Source organism: Psychrobacter sp. Ps2 (assembly GCF_022129405.1).
In the GTDB taxonomy this organism is placed as follows: Bacteria; Pseudomonadota; Gammaproteobacteria; order Pseudomonadales; family Moraxellaceae; genus Psychrobacter.
Genome location: NZ_JADQAM010000056.1, coordinates 76314 through 93862, shown reverse-complemented (window position 1 = coordinate 93862; position 17549 = coordinate 76314). Strand labels below are relative to the sequence as shown.

Genomic DNA, 17549 nt, shown 5'->3' with positions numbered 1-17549 from the left:
GTACTCGCTAACGACCCTATTCATAACATCAAAGCTCAATCGGTCACAACCAATTGAGCCAGTATTGCCTACACAGTTACTCTATCGGAGAGGGCCTACCATGCGGACTTGAGCGCAGATATTGTTTGGGCGCTTTGACGGTTGCACCAAGCTCGGCAGCAGCGTGCCAAGGCCAGTGCGGGTCATAAAGTATACCGCGTGCCAATGCAACCGCATCCGCTTGCTGCTCAGCAATGATGCTTTGCGCTTGCTCGGCTTCGGTGATTAAGCCCACTGCGATGACGGGTATATCTACCGCTTTTTTTATCGCGGTTGCGAAAGGCACTTGGAAGCTAGGCTCTACAGGGATCTGCTGGTCTGGGCTAAGTCCTGCGGTGCTCACATGGATATAGTCACAGCCTAACGCCTCCAATGCTTTAGCCAGCTCGATCGTTTGGGTGAGATCCCAGCCGCCTTGGGCCCAATCGGTTGCAGACACACGCACACCCACTGGCTTATTGTTTGAAAACTCAGTCCGAACCGCTGTAAACACCTCAAGTAACAAGCGCATTCTGTTCTCAAGGTTGCCGCCGTATTGATCATCACGGTTATTAGAAAGTGGCGATAAAAACTGATGTAATAGATAACCGTGCGCCCCATGAAGTTCAATCAAATCAAGGCCCAACGCATCTGCACGTTTTGCCGCATTCACAAAATCACTTACTAGCGCATCAATGTCATTTTGCTCCATTGCTGTGGGTACAGTAGAGTTTTCGTCATAGGCAAGCGCCGACGGTGCGATCGTTTGCCAGCCATTTAACTGATCAGGGGCAATCGAACCGCCGCCGTCCCATGGCTTTTCGGTTGACGCTTTACGCCCAGCATGGGCAAGTTGTACGCCTATTGGCATAGGACTGTACTGTCTGATTGCTGTTAGCGTTTTATCCAGTGCCGCTTGCGTCCTGTCATCCCATAAACCTAAATCAGCATAGCTGATACGTCCTTGTGGATTGACCGCTGTTGCTTCTAAAATAAGTAGTCCTGCGCCGCTCAAACTCATTTGGCCCAAATGGATCGTATGCCAATTACTTGCCGCGCCATCATTGGCAGAGTACTGACACATGGGTGCGATGATAATACGGTTATCTAATGTGAGTTGCCCAAGTTTCAAAGGCGAAAAAAGCTGGCTCATGGTGAATCCTTAAAAAACACGGCTAAAGGCACTGAAAATAAAATGCCAAAACGATATGAATGACTTATATGACTATCGCTTGAATAGTTGGTGGAGATGAATCGTTATTTTCATGGGGCACATTTGAGTGATGCTAGCTAATATATAGATTACTCTCAATCATATTTTTCATATGTAGTAGGCGAGGGGCAATATCTTCTTCTAGTTTGGTACGACTAAGGATAAAACTTGGTGCGCCGCAGTTAAAAGTGAGCAAGCCTTCTGTGGGGTGCATCAGCGCAATGGCTACCGCGTTGACATCCTTTTGCCATTCACTAATTGAAAAGCAATAGCCGTAGTCTTGATAGTCTTGAAAGGCTTTATCTAATCCTCGTCTAATCTTTAGCCAATCATCTTTATACTTACTACGAATGGCATTAAGGATAAACTCTTGCTCAGCAGGTGGCATACTCGCCAAACAGGCTCTCCCCATCGAACTTAAATGAATAGGCAAATAAGAGCCGACATTGCGTTGCATGGTCGTGGTCCCTTGGCCTTGCACAACGTTGAGATACACCATCATCAGTCGATCACGAGTAGCCATGGCAACGGCGCTATTGGCATAGTCTGCCAGCTCTTCCATATAAGGAGTCGCAAGGTTATTGATAGAGATATTAGTCATCATGGTATAACCAAAGCTTAGTACCCCTGTCGAAAGCTGGTACTTACTACTATTGGTCGATTGTTTTAAATATCCCAATTTGACCAACGTATAGGTCAGACGAGTAATGGTGCCTTTAGGAAGGCCTGTCAGTTGACTTAGGTCTTGGTTGCCTAGATAAGGTCGCTGCGGGGTAAAACAACGCAGCAGCTCTAACCCTCGAGCCAACGCTGTGACAAACTGTCGGTCATTTTTATCTCTCATCTCTGCAATGGGTTCTAACAGTTCAATATGCATCTCGTTGTTAGCGTCTTCATCGGTAAGGGTATCATTAGTCATATGTCGTCTATTATCCCCAATCAAATTCATACAAGCGTTATAAAATCACAAAACTTTATTATTCATAGCATTCTGTGAGCTAATATCAGCTCACAGTTACCTACTGTCTCTTTAATTATATTATATCAATTTACTTTCACATTCTCATTCTCAGCATAGCATAACGAAGATATATTGTTTCGCTATGCAGTATGAACGGTAGCAATAGTCGTTATAAGAGGTATGGTTAGGCTTCTTGTGGATCGTACTGCTTTTCTTTAATGAATAAAGTAGGGATAAGACCACATAAGAAGTATGCACCTGCCATAAGTAATAAACCTGCGCCAATAGAGTTATGCATGGCCATATAACCGATCGTAAGAGGGGCAAGAGCTGATCCTATACGTCCAATATTATATGATCCACCCATTGCGGTACCTCGAATAGCTGTAGGGAAACTTTCGGTTAGATAGGTGGCGTTAATGGCATAGGGGATACCATATAAGAAACCGAAAGCAATCATTAACCAACCAATATTTTCTGGAGTGTGCATATAGATTAATACTGGAATAAATAGGGCTGTGCCCATCGTACCAAAGGCAAATACTATTTTACGTCCAATCTTATCAGCCAGTAGACCTGCTATTACTTTTGCAAACATCATAGTCAAATAGGTACCTGCCATGTAGATAGCCATTTCTTTAAAATTGATACCTAATTCGGTTTCTAAGTAAGTAGGTAGCCAGTTACTGACACCAAAATAACCAAAGAGTAAAAGAGTTGAGCTCATAGTCCACAAAATAAACATTATGCGATGTCTAGGACTTTCAAATATAGCTCTATAAGAGTTTTTACGCTTTTCAATAGTACTATTCAAACCTTTGAGTTTTAGGGCACGAGACTCTTTCCAAGACTGTGGTTCAGATAATGTAAAATGCATTAAGACTGATAAAATAATTGGTATAAATGATATGAAATAAATCATACGCCAACCGTAATCAGGAATGATCCAAGCTGAAAGACTGCTGATAACTAGAGACCCTAAAGTATAACCTGTCATTATTGTTGCGAGCACAGTGGTTCGATGCTGGGTAGGTACCATTTCTGACATTAAAGTATTAGCAGCAACATATAAGCTGCCAAGACCTATGCAAGCGCCTACTCGTAGAATTATGAACTGCTCGTAAGTTTGAGCAAATCCAACACAGCCAGACAATAATGCAAACAGGGCTGTAGCAGTCACCATAACACGCACCCGTCCAAAGCGATCACAGGCCCAACCACCGAAAAAACCACCAATTCCCATGCCAATTAACGACCAGCTACCCAAAGCGCCAGCTTGTACATTAGTCAATCCAAACTCTAGTTTTAAACTAGAAAGAGTAAATGCAAGGATACCGACATCGGCTCCATCACATAATAAAACCAAAAAACAAAAAACAAAAGCCAGTTTCCAAGGTTGTTTTTGGGTGGAGCTTATACTTGGATCTGCAGTTATAGCGACACTTTTCACAATTTATATCCTTATCGTTGTGAGAATAGAAAACTAATTTGATACGTAGTGGTGGAAATGGAAGGCATCAGCATCCTAGCAAATACCGCCGTGCATTTTGAAGGATAAAAAAGTGGGAGGGATTACTCGCTGGCCTCTTTAATCATATTGCGGGCAATGATGACTTGCTGAATTTGTGTGGTACCTTCATACAAACGATATAGACGTACATCACGATAAAAACGCTCAATACCGTAGTCTGCGATATAACCGGCACCGCCATGGATCTGTACCGCTCTATCAGCAACACGACCACACATCTCAGTGGCAAACATTTTGGCGCATGAGGATTCAGTCACGATGTCTTTGCCTTCGTCACGCAGACGTGCAGCGTCTAACACCATGGATTTGGCAGCATAGATTTCTGCTTTTGAATCAGCGAGCATGCCCTGAATAAGCTGAAAGCTAGCAATCGGTTGACCAAATTGCTTACGCTCGACGGCATAGTTGAGTGCATCATTCAGCATGCGAGTGGCGGCTCCAGTACTGGCTGCTGCAATGTGCAAGCGCCCTTTATCAAGAACTTTCATGGCCGTTTTAAAGCCAACCCCCTCAACACCGCCAATGAGTGCATCCGCCGGTACGACGCAATTATCAAAGATCACATCACAGGTATGCGCGCCTTTTTGACCCATTTTTTTATCAATTTTGCCCAAAGTAATACCAGGCGTGTCGCTTTCAACAATAAATGCTGAAATACCGCCAGAGCGTTTGTTTTGTGGATCGGTGCGTGCCATGACAGTGAATACGCCAGCCTGCGGGGCGTTTGTGATATAGCGCTTGGTGCCATTGATGATATAGGTATCACCATCCTTAATAGCGGTCGTTTTCAACGAGGCGGCATCTGATCCTGACTCCGGCTCGGTCAAACAGAACGAACCGATGATTTCACCACTGGCCAACCGAGGTAGATATTTCTGCTTTTGTGCTTCAGTGCCATCAATCACTAGGCCAGATGAGCCAATACCATTATTTGTCCCTATTAATGAGCGAAACGCAGGGGAGGTACGTCCTAACTCAAATGCCAGTGTGACTTCTTCTTCCATAGTGACACCAAGTCCGCCGTATTCTTCGGGTATGGTCAGTCCAAAAAGCCCTAATTCTCGCATTTGCTCAATGATCTCTTCTGGAAGACGGTCATTTTCGGCAACCCAATGTTCCATAGGGACAAGTTGATCGTTAACGAAGTTACGAATGGTTTGGGTGATGTGGTCGAGGGTCTCTTTATCTCTAATCATATGAATCTTCCTTGTTTGATTGATGCCTGATATCAATATCGGCTCTGTGACTGTAATAAATAATGTGACGTCCTTGGATAAACAGCATAATCGATGAATTATTAAATTACAATAGTTTTGGTTTAAAAAACCGCATTGCGGTATTTATATAATTTAATACAACCTTTTATCCCGATTTTATTCTAAATTATCTATTTTTTCTACTTCACAAACCAAAATAAACAGTATATATTGATATTAAATACCGCATAGCGATATTTAATATTTAAAATAAATGCTTTGCTAGAGTGTTTGTATTTTATACAAAAATGATGTTTAAGGAGTCGATCATGGAAGAGCCGCTCATTATTTGTGAGAAAAAAGGAGAGGGCGTGAGTGTCGTTAGACTTAATCGCCCCAAAGTGCGCAATGCACTAAACAGTGAGCTACGCCAACAAATGGCAGACCTGTTCATTCAATTAAATGATGACTCACAAACCAAAGCGATCGTCCTTACTGGTGGTGACAAGGTGTTTGCCGCTGGTGCGGATATCAACGATTTTTTGACTACTAGCACAGTGGATATGTACTTGCGTCATAGTGAACGCTATTGGAATGCCATCACTAACTGCCGAAAGCCTATTATTGCTGCCGTCAATGGTTACGCTCTGGGCGGTGGCTGTGAGTTGGCCATGCATGCTGACATCATCATCGCAGGCAAGTCTGCCAAATTTGGTCAACCCGAAATCAAGATAGGACTCATGCCAGGTGCTGGCGGAACGCAGCGTTTGTTTCGCGCGATTGGCAAACATAAGGCCATGAAAATGGTACTAACGGGCGATATGATCAGCGCTGATGAGGCGGACACAATGGGGCTGGTATCTGAAGTCGTTGAAGATGAGGCTACTATCACACGCGCCATTGAGATTGCTGAGCAGCTATCACATTACTCTCCCATTGCCTTAGCGCAAATCAAAGAAGTGGCAAATCTAGGTATTGATATGCCTTTAGAAGGTGCGTTGGCTCTAGAGCGTAAGGCTTTCCAGATTTTGTTCAATACTCACGACCAAAAAGAAGGCGCTACAGCCTTCTTGGAAAAGCGTCCTGCAGAGTACAAAGGGTATTAATCCATAGCTGCGTTAATTCATAAGCACGTTAATTCATAAGCATGTGAATTCAGAGCCACATTGTGATCACTTTTGAAGCAAGTTATCACCTTTGAACCGAAATTTCATAGCAAATCATGTAGAGAGTTATTATGACTGTGAACACAATTGCCATTATAGGCACTGGTATTATGGGCATGGGTATTGCTCAAATTGCTGCTCAAGCTGGTATCCAAGTACTGTTATATGACGCCAAATCAGGCGCTGCTGAACAAGGACGACAATCCTTGCAAAGTACCCTCGAAAAACTTACTGCTAAAGGCAAGTTTACCGATGAGCAGCTACAGGATATTTTAAGTAATTTGACCGTACTACAAGAGCTTAGCCAAATTGCGACTGCTGAGATAGTGGTTGAAGCCATTATCGAAAATCTAGACATCAAAAAACAGCTTTTTGCCCAGTTAGAAGGTGTGGTCACCGCCGATACTATTTTGGCGACCAATACCTCTTCCTTATCAGTGACCGCCATTGCTGCTGACTGTGATTATCCAGAGCGCGTGGCAGGATTTCACTTCTTTAATCCAGTCCCTTTAATGAAAATTGTAGAGGTCATTCCAGGTCTGTCTACTCAGCAATCAGTGGTTGACGTTCTCTCCGATTTGGCCAAACGTATGGGTCATCTAGGTGTGGTAGCAAAAGACACACCAGGGTTTATCGTCAATCATGGCGGTAGAGCGTACGGTACAGAAGCGTTAAAAATACTAGGTGAAGGGGTAACAACGTTTGAGAATATTGATCAAATTTTGCGTGAAGGCGCAGGATTTCGTATGGGGCCGTTTGAGCTGTTAGACCTCACTGGTATCGATGTATCGCACCCCGTGATGGAGTCGATTTACAACCAGTTCTATCACGAAGCGCGTTATCGCCCGCATCCACTGACCCGTCAAATGCTAGTAGGTAAAAAGCTTGGTCGTAAGGTTGGTGCAGGGTTCTATCACTATGAAAACGGTCAGAAGTTGTCAACGGCCACTGCTCAAGATCAGTCGTCCGAAGCACTCATATCTGATGCCGTCATCACCTCAGTTTGGGTTGGGGCTGATCTGGTAGAAGACAAAACTCAGTTGGTCGATTACCTAAAATCTCAGGGTATCACTATCGATGACAACGACAAGCCAAACCCTGATAGTTTGGTGCTGCTCGCACCCTATGGCGAAGATACGACCAATGCTGCCATTCGTTATCAAGTTAATCCTAAGCAAGCCGTTGCCATTGATATGCTCACTGGACTAGCAAAGCATCGTACTTTGATGCCAAGTCTCGTCACGCAGGAGACATTTATCGCACAAGCCTATACGTTATTTGGTAAAAGCTTGGATGACAGTGAAGCAACCACACAGCCTATGGTCGGTGCCACGCTGATTTCCGAAAGCATCGGCTTTGTGGCACAACGTGTGGTCGCTATGGTGATTAATCTCGGTTGTGACATTGCCATGCAAGGGATTGCTTCACCTGAAGACATCGATAATGCTGTCAAGCTTGGGTTAGGTTATCCATATGGTCCTATTTCTTGGGGCGATCATCTTGGGGCCTCGCGTGTGCTGCTTATTTTAGAGCGCATCTACGGGCTGACAGGTGACCCACGTTATCGTCCAAGCCCTTGGCTGCAACGCCGCGCCAAGCTTGATATGTCATTGTTTACTCAGCAGACCAAATACTAATATTGACGACACAGCAATATTGCCAAACCATAAAACTATTATTCAGAGTTAAAAATACGACAAGGAAACGTTATGTTAGATGCCTATATTTATGATGGATTAAGAAGTCCTTTTGGTCGCTATGTTGGCGCATTAGCAACCGTACGTGCTGATGATTTGGTTGCTACCGTGATGAAAGCGTTGGTCGAAAAGCACCAACTATCTGCTGATATCTTTGATGAAGTGTTGCTAGGCAGTGCCAACCAAGCAGGTGAAGACTCTCGTAACATCGCGCGTAACGCGGCTTTGTTAGCAGGGTTGGATGTAACTACCCCAGGTCAGACAGTAAACCGTCTATGTGCATCAGGTCTGTCTACTGTTGTCGATGCTGCTCGCAGTATTACGTGCAACGAAGGGGATATTATTTTAGCAGGTGGGGTCGAGTCGATGACGCGTGCGCCGTTTGTATTTGCCAAGACAGAACAGCCTTTTAGCCGTGACTTCAAAGTATTTGATACAACCATTGGTAGCCGTTTCCCCAACCCAAAAATTATTGAGCAGTTTGGCAGTGATACCATGCCGCAGACGGGCGATAATGTCGCGCAGAAGTATGGTATTACGCGCGAGGAAGCCGATAAGTTTGCAGCAGCATCGCAAGCCAAGTACCAAGCTGCCAAGCAAGCAGGTTTTTTTAACGATGAAATAACACCTATCACCGTACCCCAAGGTAAGAAATTGCCCGCAAAAGTAGTCATAGATGATGAGCATCCGCGTGCCAGCTCTAATATTGAAGCACTACAAAAGCTCAAGCCTTTAAACAAAGATGGAATCGTCACCGCAGGTAATGCGTCTGGCATCAATGATGGTGCAGCTGCGCTCATTATCGGCTCAAAGCAAGCAGAGAAAAAGCTAGGCTTTAAACCGATTGCCAAGATCCTATCATCAGGTGCAATGGGTGTTGAACCCAATATCATGGGCGTGGGTCCTGTTGAAGCGATCAAGCTGGCACTAAAGCGTGCTGGTTTGAGCCTCGAGGACATGTCTGTTATTGAGATTAATGAAGCATTTGCTTCTCAAGTGCTTGGTTGTCTAAAAGGGTTGGATATTGACTTTGATGATAAGCGTGTCAATCCCAATGGTGGAGCCATCGCTGTCGGCCATCCGCTTGGCGCATCAGGTGCAAGAATCGCCTTGAGTACCGCTCGAGAGCTACAGCGTACGGGTGGCAAATATGCCGTGGCCAGCTTATGTATTGGTATTGGGCAAGGGCTTGCCATGGTGATAGAACGCGTCTAAGACTCAAAAACACGCTCGCCCCATTATTGATTATAGTTGATTCAGTTTAAAAGAGAGACAATGCAACCGAGCGCAGATGTAACTGTGATACTTCAAGTGAGGTTAACGCTGTCACTCTTTTATAGAAAATTGACTATATCAAGAAAAATTTATTATCAAGGAAGATACTATGACAACCATACTCAACGAACACGATAATTACCATCAAGCCGAAGAAGCGTATGAGTTTCCGTTAATTATCAAACAGCTACTAAACCGCGCTAAGATTGCTTCCACCAACCAAACCATTAGCTATGCGGACAAAGTCACTTATACCTATGCTGAGTTTTTTAAGCGTATTAATCGCTTGGCCAATGTCTTAAAAAACATGGGTTTGCAGGCAGGTGATGTGGTCGCGGTCATGGATTGGGACAGTCATCGTTACCTTGAGGCATACTTTGCAGTACCAATGTCGGGCATGATTTTGCAAACCGTTAATGTGCGTCTGTCTGAAGAAAAAGTGCTATACACCGTCAATCATGCTGCGCCAAAAGCCTTGTTATTGAATGCTGAATTTGCGCCGATGATTAAAAACTACCGCGACGACACGCCTTCTATCGAACATGTAATTTGGGCGGATGATGTAGAGAATGATAAAGCAGGCGGTAATGAAGCTGAGCTGCCTGACTATGTCGATGGCGAATATGAGGCGCTATTAGCAGCTGCTAGTGACGAGTTTGACTTCCCAGACTTTGACGAAAACACTATTGCTACGACATTCTATACCAGTGGGACGACAGGCGATCCAAAAGGCGTTTTCTTTACCCATCGACAGATTGTACTACAGACGATGGCAAGTACGCTATCAACAGCGCTCAATGCTGAAGGTCAAGGTGTTCGCTATAACGATGTCTATATGCCAATGACGCCGTTATTCCATGTTCATGCATGGTGCTGGCCATATGGTGCCACCATGATAGGACTCAAGCAAGTTTATCCAGGGCGATACAATCCAGGGGCACTGGTTGACCTGATTGAAAATCATAAGGTTACATTATCACATGGCGTTCCAACAATTTTACAAATGTTACTCAAGGAGATGGCAGCCCGAGGACGCAAATTTAATGGTCTTAAGCTGATGGTAGGTGGTTCTAAAATAAATAAAGGCTTGGCTAAGAATGCTATTGATATGGGTGTAGAGTTTATGCCTGGTTTTGGAATGTCAGAATCTTGTCCAGTATTAGCTAGAGCAGTATTCAATGATAAAACAACTGCAATGTCCATAGAAGAACAGCTCAATTATCGTTGCCTATCAGGTTCACCCATTATGCTAGTTTCGATGGAAATCTGGGATGAAAACAGTAAGCCACAACCCATGGATGGCAAATCGACAGGCGAGCTTGTGATACGCGCGCCGTGGTTGACACAAAGTTATTTCAAAAATCCTGATGCAGGTAACGAGTTATGGAAAGGCGGCTGGATGCATACTCAAGACATCGCCTGCATGACTGCTGATGGCACGCTAAGCATCACAGACAGGCTCAAAGATGTCATTAAATCTGGCGGTGAATGGGTATCTTCGCTTGAGGTTGAAACCATTTTGTCCTTTCATCCCAGCGTGGCTGATATCGCGGTGATTGGTGTGCCAGATGAGCGTTGGGGCGAACGTCCCTTGGCATTGATCGTGCTAAAACCAGACCATGTCGACACAAAAATGGAAGATATTTTGGCATTGGGTCATCAAGCAGTAGAGAGAGGTCATCTGCCAAAATACGGTGTGCCAAGTGAAGTGAGGTTTTTGCCAGACATGCCAAAAACCAGCGTCGGTAAACTCGATAAAAAACGTATGCGTTCGATGTACTCAGAAAATCTCATCTAGTCAAACAATCCGGTCACCATCAAATCGACTCTGACAAAAGTGAGAACTTGTATAAACCCTAGCTTTTGACTAAATGCTAGGAATGGGGAAGGTGTGTGAGTCACGAGTACCCTGAGTCACACTCATTATCTCTATAACAAAACCTGTCTAACAAAAAGAGAGAAACTATGGAAGCTGCGCCTACGTTCCCAGAAATACAAGAGATTGTCACAAGCGATGACAATCACCCATTGCATGACTTTACCGTTATTTATCCTCAGCAAGTGGAGTGGGGTGATATGGATACTTTTGGTCACGTTAACAACGTTGTCTATTACGAATATGCTCAAAACGCTCGTATTTACTACAACAGGCGGCTTGGTTTATTTAACGAACAGACATCTTCGGTGATGGCAGCCTCGTCATGTCGATACCTCAAATCGGTTGCTTATCCTGATGAGTTATGGATTGGCGTCAAGGTCAAAAAAATCGGTAATTCAAGTCTGATTCATGAATATACCTACTATAGTACGGTGCAGAAAACTGTCGTTGCAATCGGTGAGTCGGTGTTGGTATATCTCGATAAATTGAGCGGACAAAAAAAACCTATCGATGAGTCACAAAAAGACGCGATTGCTGCGTTAGAGAATATTGACCAAGAAGCGTAACACCCAATATATCGGTCAAATTATGATTGGGGTTTTTAATTAGGAAGTACTTATTAAGAAGAAGTTAATTTTCATATAAAGGGATTATTTATTTTTATGGATTAAAGAAAACGTAGTAGCAATTGGGATTGATAAGGATATCAACATAAAACAGGGAATAGATGAATGATGCTTTATATAGAAAGGCTATCTGTAGGTTTTGCTATGGTTGTAACATGCGTATCTGCACAAGCAATCGATCTTGTGACAACAGGCGACACGACTTTGAGTATCGGTGGTTACATCAAAGCAGAAGGTGCTTTTAACTCTCCTGATAAAGGCGAGTCGGAATTTAAGGGCAATTTACGCCAGTCTCGTATCAATGTTAAAACGACCAAGTCGGTAGATGATAAAAAACTTACGGGGTTCATTGAAGGTGATTTTTATGGTGACTACGCCAAGGGCGGCTCAAATCTGCGCTTGCGTCATGCTTATGTTCAGGTTGATGATTTGACAGTTGGTAAGACTTGGAACGGTCAGTTTTTGGCAGTGGCACCTCTTTCTACGGAGCAGCTTGACTTCTGGGGTACTGGTTTGGGTACGGCTTCTGGTGGTGGCTCTTATATTCGTCCAGATTTGACGTTGCACTATACTTATAAGGGGCTGCGTTTTACGGCGCAAGACCCTGTTTATGATAATGCGAGCTTACCTGATATGGTAGTAAGCTACAAAGATAAGATATCTAACTTTGACTATAACGTGGCTGTCACGGCTCGTGATGCTGAGAACGGAGATGGTTCAGATGTGGGTATCGGTGTTTCTTTAGCTGGCAAGCTGACATTGGGTAAAGATTCACTCCATGCCAGTATATACAATGGTAAAGGCATGGGTGCCTATTCTGCCATCTGTGTTGGCGGGCCGCTAATTATGAATGGCGGCGCAGACTGTGATGCTGAGGATGGGAAACTTATCTCGCAAACTGGCTATAGCGTAGGATATAAGCATCAATTTACCCAAAAGCTGCGCGGCAACTTGCGTTATGGTGAGGTAAATGTAGACGATGCGGCAGATACTTCTGCCAATGTAAAAAGCGCAAACCTTATCTATGAGTATTTACCAGATTTAGATTTGGGTATTGAGTGGAGAAATCAGGATGTGACGACATTCCCATGGATGCCAGCAGGTCAGCAAATTGAAATAATGGCAAAATATGATTTTTGAGTTGAAGTGTTGAGAGGAGTAAGCGATACGATGGCGCATCTTCATAGTTATAGTGGGGAAGTATTATCTTGATTAATGATTTTTTACCAATACTTATCATGTTATTCAGGTATTAGAATATATGCTAGGAATTCTCTTATAAATATAACTGACGTTGCAATTGTCGGGGTCGAAACGCCAGTTATATTAGCTTATGAAAAGATAGTATGCTATGTGTTTGCTACGGTAACAGTAATACACTTTTAAAGACAATCTTACTTTTACGCTGCTGAAGCATCTAATCTTGTTGGTTGCAGTTTGCTTTCTTTGCTGTCGACCGCTGCGCTCAGATTTACTAAGAAGATAGCGATGGCTGCGATAATACCTGGTATAGCGATAAATAAGAAGTTCATCTGATGGGTCAGCTCTAAGGTGAGAAGCGCACCAGTTAGGATTGGACCTACGATAGCACCAATACGTCCAATCCCTGACGCCCAACCCATAGCAGTCGTACGTACAGCGGTAGGATAATATTGAGCCACAAAAGTATAGAGCAGAATTTGTGAGCCGATGGTTGTAGCACCTGCAATCGCAATGAGCGTATATAGTACAATCTGAGGACTATTGTAGCCAAGCAAAATTAATGCTATTGCCCCAGCGACAAACATAATAGTTAGTACAGGTTTTAAATGGAATTTATCAGCTAGGACACCACCGCCAATAGCCCCAATCATCCCACCAATATTAAGTGCAAATAGAAATAACATACTAGCACCTAATGAGTAACCGGCTTGAATCATTAGCTTTGGTAACCAGCTTGCTAAAGCGTAAACCATCAGCAAACACATAAAAAATGCTACCCAAAACATAATAGTAGTGAATCCACGTCTGTTCAGAAATAACGCTTTAATTGGGGCATCATCACCTTTGGTGGGTTCGTCTAGTACTAACGTAGTAGAGGGTGTAACTTTTTCTTGAGGAGCCAATTTTTGAACGATATTTTTAGCTTCGTCTTCTCGCTTTTCTTTGACCAAATACATCAAGGATTCAGGTAGCATCTTCCAGATAATTGGCAATAGCAAAGTAGGGATGCCCGCAATATAAAACATAATTTCCCAGCCAAAATCTAGCACCAAAAAAGATCCTAATAATGCTGACGTCATACCACCAATTGCATAACCGCTGAACATAATAGCGACTAAAGTACTACGCATACGTTTCGGTGCGTATTCAGATGTTAGTGCCACGCAGATTGGCATCACGCCGCCAATACCTAGACCTGCAATGAAGCGCAAAGCCGCAAACTGCATAGGCCCGCTAGCGAAAGCACCAAAAAAAGTAAAGCTACTGAATAGAGCGACACAAATCATAATTGTTTTTTTACGACCGATTTTGTCAGATAAAGTGCCAAAAATCATGGCACCAAACATCATACCGAATAGTGCTGCGCTAGCAAGAAAACCTGCTTGTACCGAAGTCAATGACCACTCCTCCATAAGTAATGGCAGGGCCACGCCGTAAATAATGAGGTCGTAGCCGTCAAAGATAATAATCAGTAAGCACCAAAACAACACTTTCCAATGAAAAGGGGAAAATTTGGCGTCATCAATGACTTTATTGATGTTTAGGGGTTTAGATTCCATTCGTTTTTCTCCGTGGGTAATATCCTTATACGTGCTTTACAAGTTAGGGTTTTACTGGTACTAAGTCAAAAACCATCTAAGTATAAATTTATACCTAAAAGGTATGGTTTTCTATATAACATTCTATTGAAACAATGTTGACTTTTATCTTTATTAGAGTATTCGGTACTCTTATAAAGTATTAGATACGAAGAATGATGCTTGCAGTGAGTGTGTGTAAGACAACTAACGCCAAGAAGTTTCATTAATTTCTATTATGAAAATACTGAATACGCAGAAAATCATCCATATACTAAAAAAATATATAGATGATTAAAAATATAAGATAAATAGATAAAATTAGCCTAATTAATCAACGCTAATGAATGTGTTTTTTAAAAGCATTTATTGGCGTTATTGCAGGTAATATTTAATATACTCATTAAGTGCTTCAGGTTGTTCAATATTTGAGATATGCGAGGCATTGATAGTGGCGAGCTTAGCACTAGGAATATGATCGACTATATATTGACCATCGGCAACCGTTGTCACTGGATCCTCGATACCTGCAACTACTGTGACTGGTACACGAATATTTTGTAACTGCTCGCGAGTATCAGCGACAGATAGTGCATCGCAGCAGCTGGCATAACCCTCGCTACTGCCAGCTGCGAGAGCGCTAGACAATGCCGCGACTACATCTGGGTAATGATCGATAAAATCTGCTGTAAACCAACGCGGAGCGGCTGTAGCGGCAATAGGATCTAGACCTTGCTCACGTACCAAGTGCGCACGATCTACCCATGCTGCCTCATTGCCAATCTTCGCGGCGGTATTGCATAGCATTAAATGATCAAAGCGCTCAGGATGATGAATAGCTAACCATTGACCAGTCATACCACCCATAGAAATGCCACAAAAAAATGCTTTATCTATGTTCAGATAATCAAGCAAATCAATGACGTCTTGTCCAAGCTGATCGAAACTATAAGGACCTCTTGGTGCAGAAGAATTACCATGGCCACGAGTGTCATAGCAGATGATAAAATAATCGTTTTGCAAAGCATCGATTTGTGGCTGCCACATATGATAGCTGGTACCTAAAGAGTTAGAGAATATCAGAGCAGGGTTACTGCTATCACCAAAAGTGGCATAGTTTAGCGTTATATCTTTATTGTCAAATTCAGGCATGATGAACGTCCTTGTTTGTGATTGTCATGTGAGTAAGGTATTGGTTTTTGCCTATCAATGAGTGCATCTATTTTTTGAGCTATCTATATATTCTCAACACGCTTAACTCTCAACACGCTCAATAATCATCGCGATACCTTGTCCAACTCCGATACACATTGAGCAGATAGCATAACGCTTACCTGTTTTTTCCAGTTGATTAAGGGCGGTTAAGATCAAACGTGCACCTGAGGCGCCGAGTGGATGACCAAGGGCAATCGCACCGCCGTTAGGATTGACGCGCTCGCTATCATCAGCTAACCCTAAGTCACGTGTGCAAGCTAGAGCTTGTGCAGCAAAGGCTTCGTTTAATTCAATGACATCCATCTCATCGAGAGACAGTCCGGTTTGCTTAAGCAGTTTTTTCATTGCGGGTGCTGGGGCGAAACCCATAATACGTGGCTCAACGCCTACCGTAGTTGAGGCCACAATACGTGCCCGTGGCTTTAGATTAAATTCTCTAACCGCTTGCTCTGACGCTACTAGGAAGGCTGCTGCACCATCATTAATTCCAGAGGCATTACCAGCAGTCACCGTACCATCTGCGGTGACGATAGGACGCAGTTTAGTCAACTTCTCAAGGGTGGTATCAGCACGAGGATGCTCATCAGTATCGACGGTGACAGGCTCGCCTTTACGCTGCGGAATGACGACAGGGGTCATCTCATCTTTAAAAAATCCTGACTTTTGCGCCGCTGCAGTACGTTGTTGGCTACGTAGCGCAAATGCATCTTGGTCAGCTCGATTGACATTGAATTGCTCTGCGACATTTTCAGCGGTTTGCGGCATAGTCTCTGTGCCATATAGCTCATCAAGCTTTGGATTGATAAAGCGCCAGCCCATAGTAGTATCTTCCAGCTTTTGACTACGACCAAATGCCTGACCTGATTTGCCCATCACAAATGGCGCACGGCTCATGCTCTCAACACCACCTGCGATAATTAAATTGGCTTCACCAGCTTTAATCGCACGCGCCGCTATCGCTAACGCATCCATCGACGAGCCGCACAAGCGGTTAACAGTTGTCGCAGGCACTTGATAAGGTAGGCCGGCTAGCAATGACGACATACGTCCGACGTTGCGATTGTCTTCGCCGCTTTGGTTGGCACAGCCATAGATGACGTCATCTACTTGTACCCAGTCGACATTAGCATTACGTTCTATTAACGCCTTGATAGGGATAGCGCCTAGGTCGTCTGCACGTACGGGTGCTAGACCGCCGCCGTAGCGTCCAAAAGGGGTGCGAATGGCGTCAATGATATAAGCGTTTGTTAAGTTATCCATTGTAGATATTATCCTTTTTATTATTTTACTGTAGTAGCGTCAGTCAGTGTGGCACCCGTCAAGGCCTGTAAGTCTTCGAAGCTAATGCCATCGACCATTTCGGTGACTACTAAGCCTTTATCGGTGACATTAATGACACATAAATCAGTATAAATGCGATCAACGCAGTTTTTGCCAGTCACAGGATAAGTAAGCTCGCTGACGATTTTAGGGTCGCCCGTCTTGGTGGTATGATTGGTCATGACAAAGACTTTTTTGGCACCGACGGCTAAGTCCATTGCGCCGCCAACGGCAGGTATTGCATCCTCTGCACCGGTACTCCAGTTGGCTAAGTCGCCATTGGCTGCCACTTGAAACGCGCCCAATACGCAAATGTCGATATGACCACCACGCATCATCGCAAAAGAGTCGCCATGATGGAAGAAGCTACCGCCATCGAGCATGGTGACGTATTCTTTGCCGGCATTAATCAGCTCGGGATCCTCTTCACCTTTAGCAGGTGGTGGTCCAAAAGCTAGTAAGCCATTTTCTGAATGTAAAAATACATCTTTATCATCCGGTAGGTATTGGGCAATTTTGGTCGGTAGTCCGATGCCTAAATTGACATAAGCACCATCTGGAATATCTTGTGCAGCGCGCTCAGCGATTTGATCGCGGGTCAAAACAGTGTAGGAAGTATGGCTCATGATTATGATCCTTATAATTAGCAGTATTAAGCGGTGGCTGTAGTAG

The 17549-nt window shown here is 43.8% G+C and carries 14 protein-coding genes; 6 read left to right on the top strand and 8 right to left on the bottom strand.

From position 1 onward, the window contains the following. Window positions 1-76 precede the first annotated feature (76 nt). The 4 genes from I3254_RS09160 to I3254_RS09145 all read right to left on the bottom strand — a co-directional run bounded on the left by I3254_RS09160 (window position 77) and on the right by I3254_RS09145 (window position 4919). Window positions 77-1171, bottom strand: coding sequence for an NADH:flavin oxidoreductase/NADH oxidase (locus I3254_RS09160; RefSeq protein ID WP_238052641.1), 1095 nt, complete (start codon window positions 1169-1171; stop codon window positions 77-79). A gap of 133 nt (window positions 1172-1304) precedes the next feature. Then, window positions 1305-2150, bottom strand: coding sequence for an IclR family transcriptional regulator (locus tag I3254_RS09155; protein ID WP_238052640.1), 846 nt, complete (start codon window positions 2148-2150; stop codon window positions 1305-1307). A 226-nt stretch (window positions 2151-2376) separates the two neighbouring features. Beyond that, a complete protein-coding gene (locus tag I3254_RS09150; protein ID WP_238052667.1) occupies window positions 2377-3627 on the bottom strand; it encodes an MFS transporter in 1251 nt (416 codons plus the stop codon). Window positions 3628-3764: 137 nt separating this feature from the next. Further along, window positions 3765-4919: an acyl-CoA dehydrogenase family protein gene (locus I3254_RS09145; protein WP_238052639.1), complete on the bottom strand. Its 1155-nt coding sequence runs from the start codon at window positions 4917-4919 to the stop codon at window positions 3765-3767. A gap of 329 nt (window positions 4920-5248) precedes the next feature. Between I3254_RS09145 and I3254_RS09140 the strand changes: the two genes are divergently transcribed. The 6 genes from I3254_RS09140 (at window position 5249) to I3254_RS09115 (ending at window position 12702) form a co-directional block, all read left to right on the top strand. Next, on the top strand, window positions 5249-6025 hold the full coding sequence (locus I3254_RS09140; protein ID WP_238052638.1) for an enoyl-CoA hydratase: 777 nt from the start codon (window positions 5249-5251) through the stop codon (window positions 6023-6025). A 131-nt stretch (window positions 6026-6156) separates the two neighbouring features. After that, on the top strand, window positions 6157-7722 hold the full coding sequence (locus I3254_RS09135; protein WP_238052637.1) for a 3-hydroxyacyl-CoA dehydrogenase: 1566 nt from the start codon (window positions 6157-6159) through the stop codon (window positions 7720-7722). Window positions 7723-7794: 72 nt separating this feature from the next. Then, the gene (locus I3254_RS09130) at window positions 7795-8997 is read left to right on the top strand and encodes a 3-oxoadipyl-CoA thiolase (RefSeq protein ID WP_238052636.1); all 1203 of its coding nucleotides are present in this window, start codon (window positions 7795-7797) and stop codon (window positions 8995-8997) included. Window positions 8998-9166: 169 nt separating this feature from the next. Continuing rightward, window positions 9167-10855: a fatty acid--CoA ligase gene (locus I3254_RS09125; RefSeq protein ID WP_179799444.1), complete on the top strand. Its 1689-nt coding sequence runs from the start codon at window positions 9167-9169 to the stop codon at window positions 10853-10855. A gap of 167 nt (window positions 10856-11022) precedes the next feature. Beyond that, window positions 11023-11502, top strand: a complete 480-nt coding sequence (locus I3254_RS09120) for a thioesterase family protein (RefSeq protein ID WP_238052635.1) — start codon at window positions 11023-11025, stop codon at window positions 11500-11502. A gap of 204 nt (window positions 11503-11706) precedes the next feature. Beyond that, entirely contained in the window at window positions 11707-12702 is a 996-nt protein-coding gene (locus I3254_RS09115; RefSeq protein WP_238052634.1) for a hypothetical protein, read from the top strand. Window positions 12703-12962: 260 nt separating this feature from the next. Here I3254_RS09115 and I3254_RS09110 read toward each other — a convergent pair whose 3' ends face one another. From I3254_RS09110 to I3254_RS09095, 4 genes are all read right to left on the bottom strand, one after another. Then, a complete protein-coding gene (locus tag I3254_RS09110) occupies window positions 12963-14324 on the bottom strand; it encodes an MFS transporter (protein WP_238052633.1) in 1362 nt (453 codons plus the stop codon). A gap of 393 nt (window positions 14325-14717) precedes the next feature. Next, window positions 14718-15494 (bottom strand): 3-oxoadipate enol-lactonase, encoded by a 777-nt coding sequence (pcaD, locus tag I3254_RS09105; protein ID WP_238052632.1) that lies wholly within the window; start codon window positions 15492-15494, stop codon window positions 14718-14720. A 102-nt stretch (window positions 15495-15596) separates the two neighbouring features. Beyond that, window positions 15597-16817 (bottom strand): 3-oxoadipyl-CoA thiolase, encoded by a 1221-nt coding sequence (pcaF, locus tag I3254_RS09100; protein WP_201579664.1) that lies wholly within the window; start codon window positions 16815-16817, stop codon window positions 15597-15599. Window positions 16818-16837: 20 nt separating this feature from the next. Beyond that, on the bottom strand, window positions 16838-17503 hold the full coding sequence (locus I3254_RS09095) for a 3-oxoacid CoA-transferase subunit B (RefSeq protein ID WP_101204510.1): 666 nt from the start codon (window positions 17501-17503) through the stop codon (window positions 16838-16840). Between the last annotated feature and the right edge of the window lie 46 nt (window positions 17504-17549).